Origin of the sequence: Sphingopyxis sp. H115 (assembly GCF_001468465.1) — a bacterium.
Classification (GTDB): Bacteria; Pseudomonadota; Alphaproteobacteria; order Sphingomonadales; family Sphingomonadaceae; genus Sphingopyxis.
On the sequence record NZ_LNSA01000003.1, the window covers coordinates 24,982 to 49,119 of the forward strand.

General features: G+C 61.5%; 22 protein-coding genes. 12 read left to right on the forward strand and 10 right to left on the reverse strand.

Translation table 11 applies throughout. The features are described 5' to 3' along the window. From ATE71_RS21985 to chrA, 6 genes are all read right to left on the reverse strand, one after another. Positions 1 to 270: a hypothetical protein gene (locus ATE71_RS21985; protein ID WP_152998623.1), complete on the reverse strand. Its 270-nt coding sequence runs from the start codon at positions 268 to 270 to the stop codon at positions 1 to 3. Between the two features lie 14 nt (positions 271 to 284). Beyond that, entirely contained in the window at positions 285 to 686 is a 402-nt protein-coding gene (locus ATE71_RS21990) for a hypothetical protein (RefSeq protein ID WP_152998624.1), read from the reverse strand. Between the two features lie 150 nt (positions 687 to 836). After that, positions 837 to 2,675: a tetratricopeptide repeat protein gene (locus ATE71_RS03080; protein ID WP_058801990.1), complete on the reverse strand. Its 1,839-nt coding sequence runs from the start codon at positions 2,673 to 2,675 to the stop codon at positions 837 to 839. 51 nt (positions 2,676 to 2,726) lie between these two features. Continuing rightward, positions 2,727 to 3,572 carry a winged helix-turn-helix domain-containing protein gene (locus ATE71_RS03085; RefSeq protein WP_058801991.1) on the reverse strand — a complete coding sequence of 282 codons (846 nt, stop codon included), beginning with the start codon at positions 3,570 to 3,572 and terminating at the stop codon, positions 2,727 to 2,729. A 1,046-nt stretch (positions 3,573 to 4,618) separates the two neighbouring features. Next, positions 4,619 to 4,774 (reverse strand): hypothetical protein, encoded by a 156-nt coding sequence (locus ATE71_RS22395; protein ID WP_160328001.1) that lies wholly within the window; start codon positions 4,772 to 4,774, stop codon positions 4,619 to 4,621. Between the two features lie 46 nt (positions 4,775 to 4,820). Then, positions 4,821 to 6,008: a chromate efflux transporter gene (chrA, locus tag ATE71_RS03090; protein ID WP_058801992.1), complete on the reverse strand. Its 1,188-nt coding sequence runs from the start codon at positions 6,006 to 6,008 to the stop codon at positions 4,821 to 4,823. Positions 6,009 to 6,240: 232 nt separating this feature from the next. Between chrA and ATE71_RS03095 the strand changes: the two genes are divergently transcribed. From ATE71_RS03095 to ATE71_RS03125, 7 genes are read left to right on the forward strand one after another with little or no spacing between them, the layout of a single operon-like run. Continuing rightward, positions 6,241 to 6,672 (forward strand): hypothetical protein, encoded by a 432-nt coding sequence (locus tag ATE71_RS03095; protein WP_058801993.1) that lies wholly within the window; start codon positions 6,241 to 6,243, stop codon positions 6,670 to 6,672. Between the two features lie 59 nt (positions 6,673 to 6,731). After that, positions 6,732 to 8,015 (forward strand): TolC family protein, encoded by a 1,284-nt coding sequence (locus ATE71_RS03100; RefSeq protein ID WP_058801994.1) that lies wholly within the window; start codon positions 6,732 to 6,734, stop codon positions 8,013 to 8,015. Further along, positions 8,012 to 9,253, forward strand: coding sequence for an efflux RND transporter periplasmic adaptor subunit (locus ATE71_RS03105; protein WP_058801995.1), 1,242 nt, complete (start codon positions 8,012 to 8,014; stop codon positions 9,251 to 9,253). The genes ATE71_RS03100 and ATE71_RS03105 overlap by 4 nt, the downstream gene beginning before the upstream one ends. A 40-nt stretch (positions 9,254 to 9,293) precedes the next feature. Next, on the forward strand, positions 9,294 to 12,497 hold the full coding sequence (locus tag ATE71_RS03110; RefSeq protein ID WP_152998636.1) for an efflux RND transporter permease subunit: 3,204 nt from the start codon (positions 9,294 to 9,296) through the stop codon (positions 12,495 to 12,497). Between the two features lie 58 nt (positions 12,498 to 12,555). Next, positions 12,556 to 13,278, forward strand: a complete 723-nt coding sequence (locus ATE71_RS03115) for a HupE/UreJ family protein (RefSeq protein ID WP_082665053.1) — start codon at positions 12,556 to 12,558, stop codon at positions 13,276 to 13,278. A gap of 17 nt (positions 13,279 to 13,295) precedes the next feature. Next, positions 13,296 to 13,910: a hypothetical protein gene (locus ATE71_RS03120; protein ID WP_058801998.1), complete on the forward strand. Its 615-nt coding sequence runs from the start codon at positions 13,296 to 13,298 to the stop codon at positions 13,908 to 13,910. A gap of 60 nt (positions 13,911 to 13,970) precedes the next feature. Further along, positions 13,971 to 15,305: an MFS transporter gene (locus ATE71_RS03125; protein WP_058801999.1), complete on the forward strand. Its 1,335-nt coding sequence runs from the start codon at positions 13,971 to 13,973 to the stop codon at positions 15,303 to 15,305. Between the two features lie 154 nt (positions 15,306 to 15,459). Here the strand turns inward: ATE71_RS03125 and ATE71_RS03130 are convergent, their stop codons facing one another. Genes ATE71_RS03130 through ATE71_RS03140 form a run of 3 tightly spaced genes read right to left on the reverse strand, consistent with a single transcriptional unit; the run spans position 15,460 to position 18,200 of the window. Further along, complete coding sequence (locus ATE71_RS03130; RefSeq protein WP_058802000.1) at positions 15,460 to 16,089, reverse strand: tyrosine-type recombinase/integrase; 630 nt, start codon at positions 16,087 to 16,089, stop codon at positions 15,460 to 15,462. Between the two features lie 47 nt (positions 16,090 to 16,136). Continuing rightward, on the reverse strand, positions 16,137 to 17,960 hold the full coding sequence (locus ATE71_RS03135) for an ATP-binding protein (protein ID WP_058802001.1): 1,824 nt from the start codon (positions 17,958 to 17,960) through the stop codon (positions 16,137 to 16,139). A 9-nt stretch (positions 17,961 to 17,969) separates the two neighbouring features. Continuing rightward, on the reverse strand, positions 17,970 to 18,200 hold the full coding sequence (locus ATE71_RS03140) for a hypothetical protein (RefSeq protein WP_054588719.1): 231 nt from the start codon (positions 18,198 to 18,200) through the stop codon (positions 17,970 to 17,972). A 277-nt stretch (positions 18,201 to 18,477) separates the two neighbouring features. Here ATE71_RS03140 and ATE71_RS21995 point away from each other — a divergent pair, with 277 nt between their 5' ends. From ATE71_RS21995 to ATE71_RS03170, 5 genes are all read left to right on the forward strand, one after another. Next, positions 18,478 to 19,206, forward strand: a complete 729-nt coding sequence (locus ATE71_RS21995; RefSeq protein WP_149037674.1) for a hypothetical protein — start codon at positions 18,478 to 18,480, stop codon at positions 19,204 to 19,206. A gap of 126 nt (positions 19,207 to 19,332) precedes the next feature. Beyond that, complete coding sequence (locus ATE71_RS21585; RefSeq protein ID WP_082665054.1) at positions 19,333 to 20,805, forward strand: ribonuclease H-like domain-containing protein; 1,473 nt, start codon at positions 19,333 to 19,335, stop codon at positions 20,803 to 20,805. Then, the gene (locus ATE71_RS03160) at positions 20,802 to 21,335 is read left to right on the forward strand and encodes a hypothetical protein (protein WP_054588723.1); all 534 of its coding nucleotides are present in this window, start codon (positions 20,802 to 20,804) and stop codon (positions 21,333 to 21,335) included. The genes ATE71_RS21585 and ATE71_RS03160 overlap by 4 nt, the downstream gene beginning before the upstream one ends. A 3-nt stretch (positions 21,336 to 21,338) precedes the next feature. After that, on the forward strand, positions 21,339 to 22,391 hold the full coding sequence (locus ATE71_RS03165) for an adenylosuccinate synthetase (RefSeq protein WP_054588724.1): 1,053 nt from the start codon (positions 21,339 to 21,341) through the stop codon (positions 22,389 to 22,391). Then, the gene (locus ATE71_RS03170) at positions 22,321 to 23,349 is read left to right on the forward strand and encodes a dCTP deaminase domain-containing protein (protein ID WP_149037675.1); all 1,029 of its coding nucleotides are present in this window, start codon (positions 22,321 to 22,323) and stop codon (positions 23,347 to 23,349) included. The genes ATE71_RS03165 and ATE71_RS03170 overlap by 71 nt, the downstream gene beginning before the upstream one ends. An 86-nt stretch (positions 23,350 to 23,435) precedes the next feature. Here ATE71_RS03170 and ATE71_RS03175 read toward each other — a convergent pair whose 3' ends face one another. Beyond that, positions 23,436 to 24,137 (reverse strand): hypothetical protein, encoded by a 702-nt coding sequence (locus ATE71_RS03175; protein WP_054588726.1) that lies wholly within the window; start codon positions 24,135 to 24,137, stop codon positions 23,436 to 23,438. Between the last annotated feature and the right edge of the window lies 1 nt (position 24,138).

Below are 24,138 nucleotides of genomic sequence, written 5' to 3' on the forward strand. Positions count from 1 at the left end.
TCAGTTTAAACCCGTTCGAACCAGAACTTCATATGTCACCCGACATCGATAGCCTGCCGACGGGCCGTCGCCTTTCGACGCAACGGGCGCGCAGGCGCAGGTGCGAATGTTCAGCCCCAGATATTTGCGCGCCTCCGCCACCGCCCGTGCGCGCGCTGCGGCGCAACCGCCCGCCTCGCTGCGCCCCGTGGCGTCGACCGTCCGCACCGCCCAGCGCGCATCCTGCGCCGAGGCTCCCGGAGCCGCCGCCGCGCAAATCAGGGCCGTCAATGCACTCGCACCTCTCACCGCACCGGCTCGACCTTGCGCCACGTAATGTTGACCAAGCCACCGCTGTTCTTGTGACTGCAAAGATAGCAGGAGCCTTTCGACTCCTCACGGCTCCTGACTACGAGCTTGCAGGCACGGGAGGACCTGCCGTTGTTAAAATGAAGCGTCCAGCAGACAGACATGTCGCGGTTCGTGTTATTGCGAAGGATCGTATATCCCGAACCGCCGCCTTCATATTCACACGCCTCCATCTCCACTGCGCGGCCGTTCGGCCAGAAGGTGCGGTAACAGCTCGACGGCTGCGCTCTTGCTTCGCTCGCGACCGGAATCCCGGTGGTGTAGCCGGCTCCCGCAAGCACGACCGCCAATGTCAGTGCAGAAAAAATGAACCGGCGCGATCCAGTTTTCGATGCCATGACGACTTTCCCTCCACGTTGAACGATGGAGTGTCGGCTAGCTGACGCCGCTGCTGAAAATCTTTGCCCGGCCGCTGAAAAAGACTGAAATATCTTACCGGCCGATTCTGAAAATTATGAACTGCAGCCTTTTCAGAAGGTTGCCGTCCATCACCGCATCGCGCGCGCATCCCGTCCGGCGATCCTTTTCGCTTCGGCCAGCGCCGGATAGGTCGGCGGCAAGCGGTCAGCGGCGTCCAGAGCCGACAGGCAAGTCCGCGCCGACTGCCGGGCCGCCGCCTCGTCGCGCCGCGCCAGCGCGATCCGCGCCGACAGGCAATGCAGACGCGCGCGCCACGGATGGTCGGGCATAAAACCGCTGCGATCCATCGCCTGCGCCGCGCGGCGGCGTTCGTCCTCGGCCTCGTCGGTCTTGCCCAATGCCGCCAGAGCGCGCGCCCAACGCATATGGAAATGCGCCGCTTTGCCCTCGCGACCATAAAGCACGCGGGCGCCCGTCTGCCGCGCTTCGCGCAGCAGTGCGGCGGCGCGATCTTCCTCGCCCGTTCGCGCCTCGGCCAGCGCCAGTTCGCTCATCGCATAAAGCGTCCAGAAATGGTCCGATCCCAGGCTTTCGCGATAACGCGCGAGCAGCGGGCGCAGGATCGCACGAGCGCCGGCCCAATCGCGCTGCCACAGGGCAGCGATGCCGCGGCTATAGTCGGGCGACAGCGATTCGGGATGATCGGCGCCCAGCGACGCATCGAAAATCGTTTGGGCGCGCTCCAGATGCTCCTCCGCCTTCGCAAATTGCCCCGCCGACACCAGGAAATCGCCATAGTCGGCATGCGCCCAGCCGGTCAGCGGATGGGCATCACCCAGCGTCGTCTGCCGAATCGTAAGATGCCGCCGGAACGCGCCTTCGGCTAGGTCGAAGCGCGCCAGCTTGCGCAGGCTGAGCGCGTTGAACCATTCGGCGTCGGCGCGTTCGGCAGCCGATAAGCCTTTGGCATGTTGCAGCACGCCCGCGAGTGCCGCGGCCGCCGCGTCATATTCGCCGATTTCGAATTGCAACTTGGCGCGGGTGATTTGCGCCGCGCGCAGCTGCGACGAGCGTGTCGCGCGGGCGACCTGTTCGGCACGCAGACAGATGCGTTCGGCGCGGCGCGTTTCGCCTGCCAGCCGCAGATTTTGGCACAGGCCGATATCGACGGGGACATTCTGGCGCGCCATCGCGCCGTGCAGCCGTGTGTTAAGCACCTGCGCCCGATCGAAATGGCTCACTGCCTTTTCATATTCGCCCCAGCCCGAAAAGGCTTGCGCGACGGTGCGGTGTAGAATCGCGCGCGCGGCGGGATCGTTGCGCAGCCGATTGTCGATCGTCGCGGCAGAGCGTTCGACGACTTGCCGCACCGACTGGTCGCGATACCCCGGTGCATAGGGATCGGCGGACGCCAGTAGGTCGGAAGACAGAAAGGCGAGCAGCACCTCGACCTCGCGTTCCTGTTCGGCCAATTGTGCGCGCGCGGAAAGGACCCACCATGCGGCAAATCCCGCCGCGGCCAGGCCGATCGCCGCGATCGCCACCGCAGCACTCGTGGTCGCGCGGCGCCGGTCACCGAACAGGCGCGCACGAAGCCGCGTCACGAGGCCGCTGCCCGCCGCGGAGCCAGCCGCCAAGTCCGTGAGACGCCGGACCGGACCGGTCAGCCGATAGCCACTGCCATAAACCGCCTCGATTCGCGCGCCATCGGTGCCCAGCGCCTGCCGCAGCCGACCGATCGCCTTGGCCAGCGAATTTTCGTGGACGACACGGCCCGGCCAGCCAGTTTCGAGCAGTTCGTCCTTGCCGAGCGGTGCATCGACGTGGCGCAGCAACGCGGCAAGCAGCGCGGCGCAGCTGCGATCGATCTCAACGGCCTGGCCGGCGACGGTCAGGCGACCGGCCGCTTCATCGAACAGGGTGTGGCCGAACCGCCACCGGCCGGATTCGCTGTCGTTTACCCCCATGTCCTTGTCATAGCCGCAAAACGGTGCGGCACAATGCGCCGGGCGCAGGCATTATCGATCGTCGCGGGCCGGGAGCAGGAAACTGTACAGCCCGTCCGAAGTCACCGCGACCCCCTGCCCGCCGTGCTCCGCCAGCAGGTCGCGCTGCGCCTGCGACGGCATGATCGTATAGAGATAAAAGGGCGTGTGATCGCCGCGCGCGCGCATCGCTTGTACAAGCTCCAACCCGGCGAGCGGATTGCCGTGGCGCCCCATGTCCGACACCACCGCGTCGTAGCGATACATGGCGAGCAGCTTCAGCGCATCCTCGCTCGACGTGACGCTATAGACCGCCATGCATCGCCGTTCCAGAAAGCGCCTTTCCTTCGCATTATTTTCGGGATGATCGTCGACCCACAGGATACGGCCCATGACGTCGGGCGCTTCCCCGATCTTAAGCGCCGACTCGTTCGGCTGAGCACGGAAGAGGGCGGCGGCGAGCAGCGCGCAAATCCCGACGATCGCGACCAGCGCGAGGAGGACACGCGGGCGGCGCCACGGCGGCGACGGGTTCGAAGGCGTTGAAGGCGTCGGCGCCTTGTCGGTATCTTGGACGAACCGATAGCCATGCCCATAGACCGCCTCGATACGCCAGCCATCATCACCCAGCGCCTGGCGCAGTCGCCCGATCGCCTTGGCGAGCGAATTTTCGTGAACGGCCCGTCCCGGCCAGCCCGTTTCCAGCAAATAATCCTTGCCAAGAGGCTCGTCGGCATGACGGACAAGCGCCGCGAGCAGCGCCGCGCAACTGCGATCGATCTCGACGGATTGCCCGTCGACAGTCAGCCGCCCATCCGCTTCGTCGAACAGAATCGCGCCGAAACGCCACCTGCCGGATTCGTCGTCGTCTACCCCCATGGACTTTTCATAGCCGGAAACTGGCTGCACTCAATCCGCTCTGTCCCGCGCCATGTCTCTGGAAAAGTAGCGCGATCAATGCAAGCCAAGCCATCGCGCGTGCTCCAACTAAATCCTGTAGGAGACCGGCCGGAGAAGCGTTCAGTGCCTTCTTCGGCGGTCTAGATTTCGGGTCGTTCGGAATCGCCGCGCTGGACAAGATAGCGAGGCGTCAGGCTCGCATCCTCGATCTTGGGGAGAATGACATTCGTACCCGACCGGCATTCTGCGAGTGCGGGAACGGGGGAGCTTAGGAAGCTCGTCGAGCTTCGACGTGCGGATCTTGGCGATTAACCCAAGCCGCCTCGATATCCGAGCGAAGTCCTCGACGCCCCGAGGCTCTTCGCCCCGCCCGCGGTCATGGATCATCCGCGCGGGATCAGCGGGCGTCCCGAGAAATTTCGCCAGAAGAACGAAACAGATAAGCGAAGGGTCGAGCGGCTTCTCGGGCAAAAGTTGAACTGCCTCCGCGGCGGACGCGTGTTCGGCCACATTCGCTTCGTCCGCGTCCGACATGCGTCCCTTATCTAAACCTCAAATTCGAACCAGCGCCGCGCACTGTCGGCCACTCGCGGAGCTTCTGGCTGCCGTATCATTCTTTCCGCCGCGAAGAATAGGCATCTAAAATTACTGTCTAATCTGGAGGCAAATAGTCTCGAAGCGACCATGCGCGGCTCCCGAGTGTTAGAATGTGAAGGACGTTGCTGCGGCTGCCGAGCTTGGGGATGATCTTCGGGTTGCGAAGGTCGCAGGATCGGCCGGCACAGGCTTCCAGCAATTTTAGGAGATATCCTCGGACCACAGGGTGGCGGCAGGGCTGGATTCGAGCCCGCCAGCGTCGCTTGCCGACGCGGTCCAGCCAGGAAGGGCTGGTTCGATCGCGATGTCGGGGAGATGGTGGCAGGGCTTGTATCGAACCAGTAGACTAACTATTGATTTTATTATCTTTATTTTCCAGATAAATTTTTCTATCCCCACATTTACCCCCACACTCCCTGTGTGCTGGGTCAAAAATAACCACAGTTCGAATCCAAAAATGCATCGTCGAATCGGTCAAAATTGAGCAGGTGGCGGGGCGCATCAAGATAGTCAAAGGCGTCATGTTGTGCAGCCGCGCCGGACGCTATTAAGGCCGCATCGGCTCCGCTATCCATTGATGACATCCGACCTCCCCCAAAAGGGCAATCGGCACGGGCGCCTATCATGGCATCACAGACCCAATAGCCAGCCCGCAATGCCGCCGGCGATGACGAGCGCGGGCAGGACGAACTTCCCCTTGAGCCGCCAGACGAGAATGAGCGCAGCGACGAAGAGCAGCACTGGCAATAATATACTCGATGCCCGGGCGACGGTCGACCAGCCCAATTGAACTAGCGTAGCGGCGATCACGCCAACCACGGCGGCGGCCACGCCAGCGAGAAGCCCGTGCAGTGCCGGATTCTCGATCACGGCTTCGAGGCGCTCGAAGAAGATCATCGAGAAGGCAAAGGCTGGGAGGAACATGCCCGCCGTGATGGCGATGGCACCTGCCCATCCGCCTGCGACATAACCCGCGAAAGTCGCGAATATGACAAGCGGCGCCGGCAAGACGCCCGCAAGAGCGACACCATCGAGAAACGAGCCATCGGAGAGCCAGCCCCGCCCAACGGTGTCGGCTCTGACATAGGGAATGGCCGTATAAGCGCCCCCGAAGGTCAACATGCCGCCCTTCAACCCTGCCGCGAAGAGCGCGAGCGCCGTGACCGTCCCGCCCGCGCCTCCGGAGGTGACCGGTTGAAACGGGTTGGCTGCCGGAATGACGAAACCCAGTGCCACCGCAGCGAGGGCGATAAGCACGGCGATCGTCCGCCTTTCCGATATCGCATAGACCAGCCCGCCAGCCAGAAGCGGTATCCAGAATGAAACCCCGGCGAGCGTGGCCGCAAAGCTCGCCGCGGCAATGATCCAGAGCAACAGATCTTCGAGAATATGACTGCCGATCCGGTGCACGGCACGCAGGATGATCGCGAGCACCACAACCTGAATTCCGAAAAAGATGCTGGCTGCGCCGGGTAAGCCGACGATCCAGCCTTCATAAAGCCATGCCGCGAGAAGCATCAGGAAGAAGCCGGGCAGCATGAAGCCGAGCCCGGCAAGCAGCCCGCCGATCCGGCCACGCGCCACCATGCCGAGATGGACGCAAAGCTCGTGCGCCTCCGGCCCCGGAAGAATCTGCATGACCGCCAACAGCCGGTTGAAGCGCGCGGGCGATATCCAACGCTCCTCCTCGACGAGGGCGTGCCGCACCATCGCGATTTGTGCGACGGGGCCGCCGAAGGCGAGGCAGCCGAAACGAAGAAATTTCAGGAACAGCCGTGTGAGACTAAGGGTCGGCGGTGAAGGTTCGGACGTCGTCATGCCAAGCGCGCTCCTGCCGCGAATCGCGGCCCGTGGAGCGGAACTTGGGCGGCTTCCCGCCTGGACGGGCGTCCGCATTGCCCGTTCGCGCAGCTATATCGCCCGCGCGGACAAAAGGAAGACAGAGTTTCCAGCCTCGCGGCGCGCTGGCCTATGCCCGCTCTTTCAATTCGGCGCTGATGTCCGCCCCGCCGGGTTGCCAACTGGCGGCCTCCCAATTACACGCTTTGGGGTGATCCGTTCGACTGCCCTTTTCGACCGTCTGATCGCGGCACTCTGCGTCGCGCTGATGATCGCCTATGCGGCGGCGGTGCCGGCGAAGGCGGCCGACCAGATCCAGCACAGCCCGGCCTTCATGATCTCGCACGACCATGGCGATGTCGGTAATTTTACGCTCGACGCGGTGCATGACAGTCACGACGAGCATGCCGATCATCATGACGATGCGCCTGCCGATGACGAAGGAACGCGCGCCGACCATTTGGCGGGCGGACATCATCATCATGGCGATACCGGACCCAATCTACTCGTGCCGAATGCGGCGGTGGCGGCAGCAATTGCGGTCAGCGCAGCGCTGCATGGCATCGGCAAGGACCGGCAATTCGCGGGCCTGAGACCCATCGGGCCCGAGCGCCCTCCCAGACTTGGCTCGCTGACCGCCTGAGTTCCCGCGCCTCCTGAGGCGTGGGATGTTCCCATGCCTTTCAGCGAGGCCATTATCACATGTACTTCAAATCTCGAGCGCGCCTCGGCGCGCATGCTATCCGCAGGGCCCTGCTCTCCGGAGGCGTCCTGCTGGCTGCGAGCGCACAGCCTGTCTGGGCGCAAAATCTAGGTCTCGACGAAGCGCTATCGCGCGTCGCGACAAGCGATCCCGCCATTGCCGCGAACGCCGCGCGCCTCGAGGCCGCGGACGCCGCCATATTGCAGGCCGACGTCCGACCGCGCGATGTCGTCGGGGTCGACTTCGAGGATTTTGCGGGCACCGGTCCCTATTCTCCGCTCAATCGCTCGCAAACCACCGGCTGGTACGAGCGAACCTGGGAGCGCGGCGGCAAGCGCGAGGCGCGCATCGGCGCCGCGCGCGCCGACGTCGCTGTTGTCGGTGCGCAAAACCGCGTCCGCCTGCTCGACCGGCTTGCACGGGTACAAGCGGCGTGGGTCGAGGCGCTCGCCGCCGAGGCGGCTATTCCCATTGCCGAGGCGCGGCTCGCCGATCTGAAGCGCGTCGAACTCGATGTCGTAAAGCGGGTCACCGGCGCGCTCGATCCGTGGTTCGCCGCCGAGCGAGCGCGCACCAACGTGACGCAGGCCGAGATTGCGGTCGAACAGGCACGCGAGAATGCCCGTATCGCCCGCTCCGCATTGGCGGCCTGGTGGGGTGGAACGGGAGAATTCAAACTCGATCCGGCGCTGTTCCAGAATGTCGAGTTCTCCGTTCCGGCGGGCGGAGATTCGGTCGATGTCGCAGTGCTGAACGCCGAGCTCGCGGCGGCTGGTGCCAAGGTTAAGCTCGCGGAGAGCGGCAATGTCGCCGACCCCAGCGGGCGTGTCGGCCTGCGTCATTTCGGCGAAGGCAACGACTTCGCGGTGATGGTCGGCGGCTCGATTCCGCTCGGAACCAAGGCGGCGAACCGCGGCAATGTGATCCGCGCCGAGGCCGACCAGCGCGCCATCGAAGCGGATGTCGCGGTCGCACGGATCGAGATCGAACGCGAGATCGACAAGCTGATCGCGGACCGCCGCCTGATCGCGGCCGAAGTGAAGCGGATCGATGCCGAAGTGCTGCCGAGCGCAAATCGCGCGACGCGGCTGATCCGCGACGGGCTTGCACGCGGCGGCACCGCTTTCACCTTCCTTGAATATGCGCAGGCGCAGACCGCCGTGAACGAGGCGCAGACGCGCCGCGTCGAACTGCTCCGGCGCTTTCATTTGCTCGGCGTAAGGCTCGACCGTCTCACCGGTCGCCACACGCCCCTTCTTGCCACGATGGAGACGATCCGATGACCAAATATCTGCTGGGGGCGGCATCGGTCATTGCCCTCACCCTTCTCGCCGCCTGCGGCAACACCGCTACACCCGAAAAGGAAGGTGCCAAGGCCGCGGCCGGCGAATATGAGCGCGGGCCGCATCGCGGCCGAATGCTCCGCGACGGCAATTTCGCGCTCGAGATCACCATCTTTGAAGATGGCGTCGATCCCGAATTCCGCGTTTACGCCTATCGCGATGACAAGCCAGTTAAGCCGGGCGAAGTCCAGCTGACCATGGAGCTTGTTCGCCTGGGCAACAAGATCGACAAATTCGCCTTCGCGCCGCAGGACGACTTCCTGCGCGGCAATGGCGTCGTGACCGAGCCGCACAGCTTCGATGTCCGCGTGCAGGCGTCGGAAGGCGGCCGCAATCATAAATGGGCCTATCAGTCCTATGAGGGCCGCACGACGATTACCCCCGAGGCCGCCAAGGCCGGCGGGATCAAGATCGAAACGGCGGGCGCCGCGACGGTCAGCGAGCTCATCGACATGGGCGGCCGGGTCGAGGTGACCCCCGAAGGCCGCGCCGAGGTCCGCGCCCGCCTGCCAGGACTGATCGTGTCGCTCAGCGGCAAGATCGGCCAACAGGTCCGACGCGGCCAAGTCCTGGCCCGCGTCGAGTCGAGCCATTCGCTTCAGGTCTATACGATCACCGCGCCGATCAGCGGCACGATCGTCGAGAAGAATGTGAATGTCGGCGACACCACCGGCGACCGCGCGCTGTTCGCTATTGCCGATCCAACCAACCTCCACGCCGAGTTCTTCGTCTATCCGCGCGACGCCGAGCGGGTTCGCGTCGGCCAGCCGGTCATGCTCAAAAGTCTGTCGGGAGAAGGCACGATCGAGAGCGTTGTCGAAGCCGTGGTGCCGACCGCCGATGTCGCGAGCCAGACGCTGCTCGCCCACGTCCATCTGCCGCGCGTGGCCGCGCGAACATTCCGCCCCGGCATGGCCGTCGAAGGCAGCTTCGCAGTCGCACAGGCCAACGTGCCGCTCGCAGTCCGCACCAAGGCGATCCAGCGCTTCCGCGACTTCGAAGTCGTCTTCGCCAAGGTCGGCAACACGTATGAAGTCCGAATGCTCGAAATCGGACGGCGCACGCCCGAGTGGACCGAAGTCCTCGGCGGGCTGGAGCCCGGAACCCAATATGTCTCCGATGGCGCGTTCCTGATCCGGGCCGACATCGACAAGTCGGGAGCGAGCCATGACCACTGAGACCGTTCCCGAGCCCGCTCCGCCTTCGGGCAAGCCGGCGCTGCTCGAGCGCCTCATCGCCGGTGCGATCCGCTTCCGTTGGGCGGTCCTCGCCGTCGTCCTGCTCCTCTGCGCGATCGGCGTCTGGAGCTTCCAGAAGCTGCCGATCGACGCCACCCCCGACATCACCAACGTCCAGGTCCAGATCAACAGCGAGGCGCCGGGCTTCTCGCCGCTCGAGGCTGAACAGCGGGTGACCTTCCCGGTCGAGACCGCGATCGCGGGCCTGCCCGGCCTCCAATATACCCGGTCAATTTCACGTTACGGTTTGAGCCAGGTCACCGCGGTGTTCGACGATGGGACCGACATTTATTTCGCGCGGCAACTCGTCAACGAGCGGCTGCAATCGGCGCGCGAACAGCTCCCAGCCGGGGTCGCGCCCGAAATGGGGCCGATCGCGACGGGTCTTGGCGAAATCTTCATGTACACGCTCGAGGCCGATCCGGGAGCGCGGAAGCCCGACGGGGGTGCTTACACGCCAGAGGATTTGCGCACTCTTCAAGATTGGGTGATCCGGCCGCAGCTCCGCAACACGCCGGGTGTCACGGAAGTCAACAGTATCGGCGGCTATGAGCGCCAATATCATGTGACCCCGATCCCCTCCCGGCTCTCGGCTTACGGCCTCACCTTGCGCGACGTCGTTCAGGCGCTCGAGCTCAACAATGACAATGTCGGCGCCGGCTATGTCGAGCGCTATGGCGAGCAATATCTCGTCCGCACGCCCGGTCAGGCCAATGGCATCGAGGACCTCAAAGCCATCATCGTCAGCAACCGGAACGGCATCCCGATCCGCGTCGCCGACGTTGCCGACATTGACCTCGGTGAGGAATTGCGGACCGGCGCCGCAACTGAGAACGGCAAGGAGGTGGTGCTCGGCACGGTCTTCATGCTGGCCGGCGAGAACAGCCGGATCGTCGCACGCGCGGCTGCAGAGAGGCTCGAAGTCGCCGCCAAGGCGCTTCCCGCTGGCGTGAAGGCCGTCCCGATCTACGATCGCACGAACCTCGTCGAACGCGCGATCTGGACCGTCGAGAAGAACCTCCTCGAAGGCGCCCTGCTCGTCATCGCGGTGCTGTTCCTGCTGCTCGGCAATATCAGGGCGGCACTGATCACCGCGGCGGTCATCCCGATCTCGATGCTCATGACGATCACCGGCATGGTGCGCGCCGGGGTGTCGGGGAATCTGATGAGCCTCGGCGCGCTCGACTTCGGCCTGATCGTCGACGGCGCCGTCATCATCGTCGAAAACTGCCTCCGCCGTTTTGGCGAAGCGCAGCACAGGTTCGGGCGCCTGCTCACGCGCGACGAACGCTTTGCGCTCGCCGCCTCGGCAAGCTCCGAAGTCATCCGCCCTTCGCTGTTCGGCGTGCTGATCATCGCTCTCGTCTATGTGCCGATCTTCGCGCTGACCGGCGTCGAGGGGAAGATGTTCCACCCGATGGCGATCACCGTGGTGATGGCGCTGACGGCGGCACTGATCCTCTCGCTGACCTTCGTCCCCGCCGCCATGGCGCTTTTCGTCAAGGGCAAGGTCGAGGAGAAGGAAAGCCGGCTTATGGGCTGGGCGCGCCGCGCCTATGCCCCGGCGCTCGCTGCCGCGCTCAAGATGAGGGTGGCGTTCGTCGGCGGCGCGGTCGCACTGGTGGCTATAGCGGGGTTCGCCGCGACGCGGATGGGCTCGGAGTTCGTGCCGAACCTCGACGAAGGGGACATTGCGCTCCATGCCTTGCGCATCCCCGGCACGAGCCTCAGCCAGGCGGTGAGCATGCAGACCGCGCTCGAAGCACGGATCAAACAGTTCCCCGAGGTCGACCGGGTGGTCGCGAAGATCGGTACGGCGGAAGTCGCGACCGATCCGATGCCGCCTTCGGTCGCCGACACCTTCATCATCCTGAAGGATCGGAAAGACTGGCCGGATCCGCGCAAACCCAAGACCGAGCTCGTCAAGGAAATGCAGGCCGCGGTCGCGAAGATTCCCGGCAATAATTACGAGTTCACCCAGCCTATCCAGATGCGGTTCAACGAGCTCCTCTCGGGGGTTCGCGCCGATGTCGCGATCAAGGTCTTCGGCGACGATCTCGATACCTTGCTCGAAGTGGGCAAGTCGATCGAGGGCATCGCCGCCGGAATCGAGGTTGCGCAGGATGTCAGCGTCGAACAGGTCACCGGCCTGCCGATGCTGCAGATCACGCCCGACCGCGGCGCGCTTGCACGCTTCGGCCTCAATGTGAACGACGTCCAGCAAGCCGTCGCCGTCTCGATCGGCGGCGTCCAGGCGGGGCAGATGTTCGAGGGCGACCGCCGCTTCCCGATCATCGTCCGCCTGCCTGAGAATATCCGCGAGCGGGTCGACGAGATCGGAAGGCTCCGTATCCCGCTGCCGGGAAGCGGTCCTTCGGTCAATCCCGCCACCGGCATGGCGATGGACACGGGCCTGCGCGGGTTCGTTCCCCTCGCCGACGTCGCCAAGGTCGAAGTTGCGATAGGTCCGAACCAGATCAGCCGCGAGGACGGCAAGCGCCGCGTCGTGGTAACTGCTAACGTCCGCGACCGCGACCTTGGCTCCTTCATCGAGGAGTTGCAGGCCAAGGTCGGCTCCGAGGTCGAAGTGCCAGCCGGATACTGGATCACCTATGGCGGCACGTTCGAGCAGCTGATCTCGGCGGCGAAGCGCCTCCAGCTCGTGGTTCCCGCGGCGCTGCTGCTGATCTTCGGGCTGCTCTACCTGCTGTTCCGCTCGGGCAAGGATGCGGCGATCGTCTTCTCGGGGGTGCCGCTAGCGCTTACCGGAGGCGTTGCCGCGCTGCTGCTGCGCGGAATGCCGCTGTCGATCTCGGCGGGGGTGGGCTTCATCGCCCTGTCGGGCGTCGCAGTGCTCAACGGCGTGGTGATGCTGAGCTTCATCAAGCAGCTCCGTGAAAGCGGAGCCGAGCTGGAGACAGCGATCCGTGAGGGCGCCGTCACCCGCCTTCGTCCGGTCCTCATGACGGCACTCGTCGCGAGCCTGGGGTTCGTGCCGATGGCGTTCAACGTCGGCGCGGGCGCCGAGGTCCAGCGTCCGCTCGCGACGGTAGTGATCGGCGGGATCGTCTCGTCGACGATCCTGACGCTGCTCATACTGCCGGCGCTTTACCGCATGGTTCACGGACGCCGGCCGCAAGAAAACCAACCCGAGCCCCCAGCGGCCAAGCCCATCCCGGCTTGATCGCTTGCCCCGCGTGCCCGTTCGGCGCGCGGGGCGTTCCCCTTCAAGGAGACTATCCATGTTCACCCGCACGCTCGCGCCACCGGGGTCAACAACTCGAAGGCTTTTGCTTGCTACAAGCCTGATCCTCCTCTTCCTCGCAGCTGGCGCCGAAGCCTGGGCCCACAATGTCGCCGAAGGCGACAAGGGCTATATCCAGGAAAGCAGCGGCGTCCTCTTCTGGCCGTTCGTCTATCTCGGCGCCAAGCATATGGTCACCGGCTACGACCATCTGCTCTTCCTCTTCGGTGTGATCTTCTTCCTCTACCGGATGAAGGACATCGGCCTTTATGTGACGCTTTTCGCGATCGGCCATTCGACGACGATGCTGTTCGGTGTGCTCACCGGCATCAGCGCGAATGCTTATGTCATCGACGCGATCATCGGGCTGTCGGTCGTCTACAAGGCGCTCGACAATCTCGGCGCCTATCAGCGCTGGTTCGGCTTCCAGCCGAACACCAAGGCCGCGACGCTCATCTTCGGCTTCTTCCACGGCTTCGGTCTCGCGACGAAGATCATCGAGTTCGAGATCGCCAATGAGGGGCTGATCCCCAACCTCCTCGCATTCAACATCGGCGTCGAGATTGGGCAGCTGCTCGCGCTAGGCGCCATCCTGATCCTCATGGGGTACTGGCGCCGCACCCCCAGTTTCATGCGCCATGCCTTCGCCGCCAACGTGCTGCTGATGACCGCGGGCTTCGTGCTCGTCGGCTACCAGCTCGCCGGCTATGCCATCAGCTAAATCAGAGGAAATTCATCATGTTCAATTCCCAGCGTCCCAAGCTCGAAGACCTGCCGACCACCGGTCAGCTCCTCCGCGCCACCGGCCTTGCGATCGTTGCCGCCGGCGCGATCCTCGTCACGGTCGTCCTTCCCAGCGAATATGCGATCGACCCGACGGGCATCGGCCGCCAGCTCGGCCTCACCCAGATGGGCGAGATCAAGGCACAACTCGCCGAAGAAGCCGCTCAGGATGCGGCGGCCGAAGCAGCTGGCGCGGCCCCCGCCGCGGTTGCAACCGCAAGCGCCTCCGCGCCGAAGGCAGCCGAAACCGGACAGCGCACCGACACCATGAAGCTCACGCTCGCCCCCGGTCAGGGCGCCGAGATCAAGGCGACCATGGCGAACGGGGCAAAACTCTCGTTCGACTGGTCGGTCGAGGGCGGCCGGGTCAATTTCGACACGCATGGCGATGCGCCCGGCGTCGATTATCACGGCTATGGCAAAGGCAAGGAGACGACGGGCGAGAAAGGCGAGCTCGTCGCGGCCTTCGACGGCAAGCACGGCTGGTTCTGGCGCAATCGTTCGGCCGCGCCGGTGACGATTACGCTCCGCACCGAAGGCGCCTATACCGACATCCGCCGCGTCGTCTGACACGCGGCAACCGACCTCTGGCCGGCACCCCCGGCCGGAGGATCAATTCAGGATCGATCCATGCTCGACGTGCTCGCGAACCGCACCTACCGTCATCTCTTTTTCGCGCAGATCATCGCGCTTGTCGGCACGGGCCTCGCGACCGTCGCGCTCGGCCTCCTCGCCTATGACATTGCGGGGGCCGATGCCGGCGCCGTCCTCGGCACCGCAATGGCGATCAAGATGGTCGCCTATATCGGCATCGCGCCGGTGGTCGGTGCCTATGCGAACCGCCTGCCGCGCAAGACCTTTCTCGTCGCGATGGACCTTGTTCGCTGCGCCGTTGCGCTGGTGCTGCCCTTTGTCGACCAGGTGTGGCAGGTCTATCTGCTGATCTTCATCCTGCAATCGGCTTCGGCCGGCTTCACCCCCACCTTTCAGGCAACGATCCCCGACGTCCTTCCCGAAGAGAAGGACTATACCAACGCCCTCTCACTCTCGCGGCTTGCCTACGACATGGAAAGCCTCGCGAGCCCGGTACTCGCCGCCGCGCTGCTCGGCATCATGAACTTCCACTGGCTCTTTTCGGGAACCGCGATCGGTTTCGCGGCCTCGGCGTTGCTCGTGCTGTCGGTGACTCTTCCCAGCACCACCGCGAAACCACAAGCCGGCGGCGTCTGGGACAAGACGACCCGCGGCGCCCGGCAATATCTCAAGACCCCGCGCCTTCGCGGCCTGCTCGCGGTCACGCTGGCCGCCGCGGCCGCGAGCGCGATGGTCATCGTCAACACCCCTGTACTGGTGCGCGGGGCGCTCGGCCTCGATCAGAGCGCCGTCGCGATCACCCTCGCCGCGTTCGGCGGCGGCTCGATGATCGCTGCGCTCCTGTTGCCGCGCCTCCTAGACCGCATCGCCGACCGGCGCATCATGATCAGCGCCGCGCTCTTCATGACCACTACCCTCGCGGCACTCGCGGCTGCCTGGTCACTCTCCGATCCCTCCGAACGCTGGCCGATCATCCTCGCGGGCTGGTTTGCGCTCGGTCTCAGCTACGCCGCGAGCATTACGCCCGGCGGCCGCCTGCTACGGCGCTCATCGGGGTCGGAAGGTCGCCCCGCCCTGTTCGCAGCCCAGTTCGCGCTCAGCCATATCTGCTGGCTCATTGCCTATCCGCTTGCGGGCCAAGTGGGTGCCGGTTGGGGCATGAACTCTGCACTGGCCGCGAGCGCCGCGCTCGCGGTTGCCGGAACGCTGCTCGCGATCCTGATCTGGCCAAGCGAGGATCCTGAGATCGTCCAACACAGCCACGACGATCTACCCGCTGATCACCCGCATATGGTCGAAAGCCACGCGAATGGCGAGGCGACGCACGCCTATGTCATCGACGAGCTTCATCCGAGCTGGCCAGAACGGTGATGGCCGATAGTCGACCCTCTCGGTGTAAACGAGATGCTCTAGAATAACGGCCACTGGCCGGTTGGAGACTGTCAGCTTTCGGGGACCAAAAAAGGAGAGCGGACGTTCTAAGGCACGCCAGAGCGTTCGCTCCCAGAATTTCGAGTTTTTAGCGCTAGACTTCGATGCCCTCCGCCAAAGTCAGCGCGTCTTCGACGTCGACGCCAAGATATCGAACCGTATTCTCAATCTTGGTGTGACCGAGCAGAATTTGCACGGCACGCAAATTCCCAGTGGCCTTGTAAATGATCGACGCCTTCGTTCTGCGTAGCGAATGCGTTCCGTAGTCTTCGCTTCGGAGGCCAACCGCAGTAACCCATTCGTCAACGAGACGCGCGTATTGCCGCGTGCTCATATGCGCTGAGTGATCGACGCGGCTTGGAAACGCGTAATCTTCGATCGATCCGCCGCGACGCTCAAGCCAAGCCAATAGGCTCCCGCGTGCATCCGACATGATTTCGAACTGCACCGGTCGACCGGTCTTCTGCTGAATGACCATCGCCCGCGTTCTCAACTCACCGCCGGCGACAAGGTCGCCGATCTTTATCTTCACTAGGTCGCAGCCTCTCAGTTTGCTGTCGATCGCAAGATCGAAAAGCGCCCGGTCTCGAAGCCGATGCTCCCGATCCAGATGAAAGCGAATTGCCCATATCTGTCGTGGCTTCAGCGGACGCTTTGCACCTACCTTTCGACCGGCATTCCACGCCGGTCGTGGAGGTAAATAGTCGAATTCTGACCTACCCATGATCGTTCTCCTGTGGCCAAAATGGCCAATAGGAAAACACTCAAGCCTTAAGCCGCGCGCTCGGTCTCTTCTTCGATTTCGATCCGGCTGGTTTTCAGCGATTTTCCGAGCGAACGCCGCGCATCTTGCATAGAATCGAAATAGTTGTCAGCGGCGAGACTTAGGCTTTCCGGCTCCAACGCTTTGCTCATGGCTTCCTCGTCCCACTGCTTATTCAACCGTTTCGCGAGCGCGAACACCACGGCGAGGCCGACGCGTTGAATCATCGAATTGCGCGAATGGCCCCTCGCCATGACCTGCATCACCTCGGGATCCGGCGTATGAGCATACTCCTTGATCAACTGGTCAAACATCTCGCCTACCGCCGGATATTTCATATTGATGAACAACTCGCCTGACTTGGGATAGTAACGCCCGGCGCGGCCGATGATCTGCTTCTCCTCGATCTGTTCGTTGTCGTCGAGCGGTATAAGTTTGGGCGCCCGTTCGAGATTCTGTGAGAGGCGTGCCATCTGAGCGCCCGAAGGCACGATGGTCAGGTCGTCAGGCTTATGCCGCGGCGCCGATGTTCCGCCGCCAGAGCCAGCGCCCGTCGGCGTCGCTCCCCTTCCCGTTCCGGGGTTCACGGAGAGGTCACCGCCGACTTCAATCTTCGGCGAATTGGACCGCACTCGTAGACGGTTCAGAAACTCCTGCAGCTTGTCGCGTATCTCGTCGCTGGAATCTGCCGTGTTGGGTGCCATAGCGTGAATGAGGTCAACCAGCCATTCGGGCCGGTGCTCCAATACCTGCACAGCAAAGTCGCTGGCCTCGACCTGCTCCTGCTCGCCCTCAATATACCGCAGGAACTGACGATATCCTTCCGGACGCACAGCGAAATCGTCGGGGAGTTCGATATGAACCGAGATGTGCTTCGCTCCGAACGGAATTCCGAACGTGGGCGCCTCGATCGTCCAATAACGACCCGACAGGACCCCGTACATCTCGCCGTGAAAGACAACCGCGCAGGTGCTGACATCGGAGGTGATCGAGCCGCTGACCGAGCGATTGTGCGAGGTGTCGTTGAACGGTTCGTCGTAGATATAATGGATTTTGATGCCATTCGGCAGTTCGGCGGTCTCGTGGCGGGCGAAGGTGCCTTCTTCGCGCCGTTCGGAGATCGGCCGGAACCGCCGCGACCCAGTCTTGCGCGCATGTGTACCCTCCATGTGCCGAACTTCAACGTTGCCCGGCAACGTATAAAAGCGGTGATAAAGATAGTTCGCGAGCCAGAAGCGCTTCTGCAGTGGATCGCCGTCATAGGGATCCTCGACAGTGTTTTGCTCCATCCGGTTGCCAAGGAGCGTGACCTCGGTCCAGTCGGCATCGAGCGAGCGCTCGCCTTCACTGGCGATCAGCCCCGTCACCTCGACGACATCGCCGATGTCGTTTCCGTCGGTGTCGAAACGGCGTAGGCGACCGTAGACGCCTTCACGTTCGCACAGGATGGTCTCGTGAACACGGCCGTCCTTGCAGGAGCGGTAGCGCAGGCCCCGCTTGTTGGACGGGAGCGACGCGACCTTGGCGCCCATTCCGAAATTCTTGTCGAGACCCTTTTCTTTGCGGATGGACGCCGCGAGATTGGTCATCCGTGCAAGCTCTTCCTCATCCATCCCAGGACCGTTGTTCCAGATCGTGAGCTTGGGGGTGCCTTGAACGTCGCTGACAAGGAATTCTACCTTTCCGTCCTCAGGCGCATCAGCGGCCGCTTCAAGAGCGTTTTTGAACAGCTCGCGGACCATCATGACCTTGGGACAGCGTTCGATCGTGCTGGTGACCAGAAAGTCTTGGTCATCGACGCGAATGGCTGAAACCTGACTATCGGCGCTCATGCTCTCTCCTTAGAGTTTGAACCGGGCTCTCCGACGGGCATTCGGTCCTTGGAACCGCGCCTCGACCTTCCCGACCTCGTCCCGCAATGCCTTCAGGATCCTCTTCACCTCGGCTTCGTCCCAAGCGTAGAGCTGCGTATTCGAGAGATTGCCGATCCGCTCGATCGCTTCGAGAGCCTTGTCCGTGCGATTCTCTGCCAGCTCCCGAAACTTGCCCCTCTTCTTGTCAGTATCCGCCATTTTTAACCTTCTGAAGCATGCATGATTCGCATTATGCCTACGCGAAAATATCATATTCGTCTAATACTGTGGAAAATATGATGCGCTGCCTTACATAATTTGCGGAAAAATTGGTGCAAATTTCCTCAATATGGATCGCAATCTTATGACACACTCCCCAATGGATGGCCCATAGAAAGGCACAAGGCGGAACGCTCCACAGCGGCAATGAGAGGATGACCCGAGCATTTTTAATAGTTATGGAAACGGTGCAGCGTCAGAACGGTGAGATCAGCAATTGCAGAACAGATATGTTGGCGACGCCGGCGACTATGTAAAGCTCGCCCTCCTTCGCGCGTTGTCGCCAGGCTTGAAGCTTGGCGTTGCTTGGTATTTGTACCCAGATGAGGGCCACAATGATGATGGGAAGCACATCGCGTATCTGAAAAACGCGTCACATTGGCGCCATCTCGACCCCACGCTGTTTGATCATCTTGGCAGTATCGTGGAGTCGGGTCGAAATGTTGCGGCGATCGAGCGCAGGTGCGGATTGGAGGCCATGTATTCTAGCGAATTGCTAGATCACCAAAAGCTTCATTCTCGACTCCGGTCAGATGCACGCGCAGACTGGTTCGCCCGTGTGAACCAACAAATGCAGAACTGCGAGCTTGTCTTTGCCGATCCAGACAATGGCCTAACCGACGACCAGCCAGCACGTCGTAGCAAGCCTCGCTTCGGGAAGAGCCTGCCTATCACAGAAGCGCTTACCCTCGCGGCAGGCCGATCCGCGCTGATCTACCATCATAATAGCCGGTTCAAGGGTGGCCATGATCTTGAAGTCGATCATTGGCTTGGCAAGCTCGGCGAGAACAGTCTCGCCATCCGTGCCAACGCCTACAGCTGCCGAACGTTCTTTCTCGTCAATCCCACAAAGCTTTTGGTGGAACGGGCGCGCGCCTTCTGCGCGACCTGGCGCGATCACAAAGTTCGCCTGCACAAAAGAGCTGGCTCGTCCGCCTCGTCCTAAAATTGGCTCGGCGCCCTCCGATTTCCCATCTGTCCGATCGAGCCTAAGTGGCGTAACATAGTGGAGTCTCCCTCAACTTATGCAGCTCGGCCGAGCCGCGTCGGACAAATTTGAGTGAGATAGTTTTTGCCTTCCGTTGGAGCCAAGGGTTTTTGTCAGGATGATCATCAAGCCATTCCTGACCTCAAAACTGATCTGGACGAGGGTAATCTGCTGATGCTGCTCGACCTTTTCTCTCCGACTGCGGAGAATAGCAGATTGGCCATTACCGATCAGGAATCGAGGGTGGCTGCGAAACCTGCTCATCAACGGCCCAAATCTAGTGCCGATCTGACGCCGCTCTTCGTTCATCCTAACGAAGTGCTGTTTCTCGATATCGAAACTACTGGGCTGAGCCGCTATTATGACTATGTAACGCTCATCGGCTTCGCCATCGGCGGCAAATATGAGGTCGTTCTTGCGGGAGAGGATCCTCAGCCATTTCTTAATGCGCTCGCAAACGCTCACAGTTTGGTCACATTCAACGGCTCGGGATTCGACCTCGCATTTTTGGAAGATCTGATCGGAGAGATCCGGTGGCCCGCGCATCATGTCGATCTTCGATATAGTTGCCGGTCTATGGGGCTATCGGGAGGCCAGAAAGAGATAGAACGGATTCTGGGTATCGATTGCCGCGCCGGTGTTGAGGACGTCGACGGGGCAGGCGCGGTTATTCTCTGGCACCGCTACATGCGCGGCGATCGGATCGCTTTGCGGCAACTTATCGAATATAATCGTGCGGACATCCAAGCGATGCAGCTAATTCTCGATCACGTAGTTCGAGCGCGGACGACTAGCGACCTATTCTTACGGCCAGATCAGTTGCGAGGCTTATGCCTCGCGCGATTGAAACGATCAGGTTTCGCAAATGCCGATGCAGTCCTGCCCCCGCCTCCAACAGATCTTCGCAGCGTCGTTCACTTTATGGACTTGTTCGGAGGCACGCCTGCTGAGACCGCAACCGTGGTCGGCCTCGATCTCACCGGGTCGGCAGAACGGCTTTCCGGCTTTTGCCGCATGCGCGGATGCGAAGCCGAGACAACTACATTAGGCGACGACTCTGCGATTATCGATGCCGTCTTGGCGTCTGAACCGGATCTGGTTTCGATCGACTCACCGCTCTGCTTGCCGGTGGGCAGGACTAAGGTGACAGACGACGACCCCGCCCGAAATGAGGCTGGAATTTTGCGAGTCAGCGAGCGGATACTCAAACGGAGGGGCATCAACGTCTATCCCTGCCTGTTGCCGAGTATGCAAAAGCTTACCGAGCGCGGAATCAGGCTGGCGGCCGCCCTGCGCAATCAGGGCTTGCAGGTGATCGAATGCTATCCTGGTGCTGCCCAAGATATCATGGGGATCCCACGCAAGGGTGCGGGTGAGGAATGGTTGAAGCTAGGACTGTCGGAATTTGGCGTCACCGGACGGTTCAAAAACGACAAGCTCACGCATGACGAACTTGATGCGATTACCTGTTCTCTTGTAGGGTTTTTCCATCTGGCTGGCCGCACCGAAGCGCTCGGCGGAGAAGGCGAAGAACCGATGCTAGTACCAAAGATATGAGCCAAGCCCGCGTGATCGTGATTAGCGGTGAAGTGGCCGCAGGGAAGACAACCGCGGCGAAATTGCTTCGCAGCCAAGGGTTCCAATATGCACGCATAAGTCAGGCAATTCGGACGCGCTGGGACGGCTCATTTGGGGAAAAGCCGCCCCGAAGCTGGTACCAAGACATGGGGATGCAGCTGCATCGCGAAATCGGGCAGTGGGCGCTGTGCCAAGAGACCCTCGATCTCATACCCGACCCCTCGGTGGATTTCGTGATCGACGGCGCCCGATGGCATGAGGACATATCTTTTTTCAGGACGCAATTTGGATCGGATATGCTACATATCCACCTAGTCGCATCCGCCGACGTGCGCAAAATGCGCTTCGACGCGCGCGAAAAGGATGTCTCTTTCGAAGAGGCTGATGCAGACGAGGTCGAGCTTGAGGTCAAAGAGCTGAACCTGAATGCCGACATGGTCTTCGATAATAGTACGAACGATCTCTCCAAGCTGGAAGAGTTTATCAATTTCGTCATGAAAAAGGTTTGAATCATGCCCGTTAGCATCGTCGTCGGTGGCCAATATGGATCCGAAGGCAAAGGCAAGGTAGCGCTAGCGCTAGCGCGGCAGGAACGCGGCGAAGCTGTGGTGGTGAGGGTCGGCGGCCCCAATTCCGGTCATACCGGTTATGACCGAAGCGGGCGGCGCTGGGTATTGCGACAGCTCCCCGTTGCAGCGGTCGACGGAGTTCGCCTGATCGTGCTCCCCGCGGGATCTTATCTTGATCCCGACCTGCTACTTGAAGAAATCGCATCGCTGGGCCTTGCCCCGGAGGATGTTGCCATTAGTCCGCAAGCGCGCGTCATTACATCTGGACATATCGACCATGAGGTGAACTCCAAAATCAACCAGTCCATCGGCTCAACCGCGACTGGTACCGGTGCTGCGGTCGTCGCGGCCATTCAGCGGGGCGCGCCAGATGCGGGCCCGGCCGCTGCCTTCGCTAAGAATGACGATCGACTTAAACCCTATGTCAAATCCACGATTGACCTCTTGCGCCAAGCTCTGGACGAAGGTCGCCGGGTCATCATCGAAGGAACGCAGGGCTTTGGGCTCTCTCCGCTCCATTCCCCGCATTGGCCCAATGTGACGAGCCGCGACACCAGTGCAGCGGGCTTCCTATCGGAAGCCGGCCTGGCGCCCACTGATGTCGACGATGTAACACTTGTGCTGCGATGCTGGCCCATTCGGGTATCGGGAAACTCGGGGCCGTTGGAAACCGAGACCGATTGGGAGACGGTAACGCGTGAAAGCGGAGCGCACATCGATCTCAGCGAATTTACGAGTGTTACCAAGAAATTACGAAGAGTCGGCCGCTTTGAATTCGATATCGCGAAGCAAGCGATCGCGGTGAACATGCCGACGAGGATCGTCCTCAATCACCTCGATCATGTCGATTGGCGCTGCCACGACGGCGCGCTTACAGGTGCAGCGCAGGAATTCATTCACTTTGTCGAGCGGGGGCTGAACCGACATGTCGATTGGGTTGGCACGGGTGTGGACAGCTTTGTCAAGCTGGGCCTGCTATCTGCTCTTCGGGCCTAAGCCTGTTCCCGCCGTGCCGAAAGCCCAGCCAGCCGATGCCCGCTCTTTGGACCCGGCAACGACGAAGAAAGACTTCGATGATCGAGCGGATTGGTGGGAATTCACGGATCCTTTTGATGACTTGGACCCGGCGCTACTGACGGCAGAACAGATCAACAATTATGCGCGTGTTACCGGTCTTATTCGGCCTTTTGATGAGAAGCTGTTGAAGGGAGCCACCTACGAGATCGGCGTAGGGGGCAATGTATATTCTTGGGATGACAAGAAAAAGAAGAAGGTCTTACCGGTGGCAAATGTCGGCGAGAGCGGAATCGTTCTCGAGGCGAACTCGATCACGTTTGTCGAGACCGACGTGGAGTTTCGCCTACCGCAATATATCGCGATGCGCTTTAACCTTCATATCAAGCTGGTTCATCGCGGTCTCCTGCTCGGCACAGGCCCGATCGTCGACCCGGGTTTTCGGGGACGCCTGCTTATCCCCCTGCACAATCTGACGAGTCAGCCGCTTACCATCAAACAGGGCGAGAAAATCGTCTGGATTGAATTCACCAAAACCTCGTTTGGCCAGTCATCGGATCGCGAGGGCTATCGCAAAGAGCTCCCGAACTTCAAAGTCTTTCCGAAGAACAAAAGATGGATCGAGGCGGAGGCCTACCTACAAAAAGCCAACTCGGGCAATCCTATCATGAGCTCGATTTCTGGATTTATTTCCAAAACTAACAAACAATTAAAGAGAAACACCAGATGGGTGAATACGCTCGGAATTACGGGCTTCATAAGCATTGCGCTGACCGTGTTTGGCGGTCTCTACGCAAGCTTGACCGTCCTCAACAATGCATGGACCGCTGTGAACACAGACGTTGCTCAGCGCAAGGAGCTAGAGGCCCGGCTACAACGTCTTGAACGATGCTTAAAGACCGCGAAGGTTACGAACAAACCGCCCACACCCGACTGCTGATCGCTGAGTTCTAGCGGGCGTCGATTGAATTGATGTTCGGAGTTTGCGCTTGGCGCCCATTGGCGCGGCGAGCAAACGCCGATCGTCTATAGCCAGAGATGAAACAGACTTATCGGCCCTGGCTCGCAGCTATAACTATCCCCCACATATCTGAAATCCCGTCGATGCGACGACTGCTGGGCAGTCGGGTGGAGATCGGGCCTTGCTACGGGGTGGGAAAGCGTCTGCATTGTGTCTGAACGCGCGCGCGCGCATTTGATGAGATGGGGTGCGAGCCTACTCGTCACGCTCGAGCCATCGCGGACATAGGCTAGCATGATCGCCGATCGGTGCGCCCAAGCATATTCCCCGGCAACAAAGCGCGCGATGCCCTCTTTGCAGTATAGGCTAACACGCTTTGCGTTCGGATGGTCGATGATCTTGCACTCGACTAAGAATGGGAAATTGCGGTTGCCGACGGTGAATACGAGCGACAGATCGGGTCGCCCTTCGATTTTGGCGCCGTTATAGCTCATCGACTCCCGGCCCCGGTGCACTGAGTGGACCAGATCCTTCCAAAGCTTCTGTGTTTGGCAGAAATGATTGAGTCGTGGCTCGAGGAGGGCGTTGACCTCAGCCTCGTCTCCGCTAAGCAAAGCCGGAGCTCCATTGGCGAGAAGCTCATGCCATGCCAGCGAGATCGTCTCGAGGATGATCTTCAAATGACGATCGTCGATCTGAACCAGAGGCAAACGCACACCGCTGGTTAGCTCCGCTATATGGTTGGGGCGCGCCTGCTTGACCGCCATA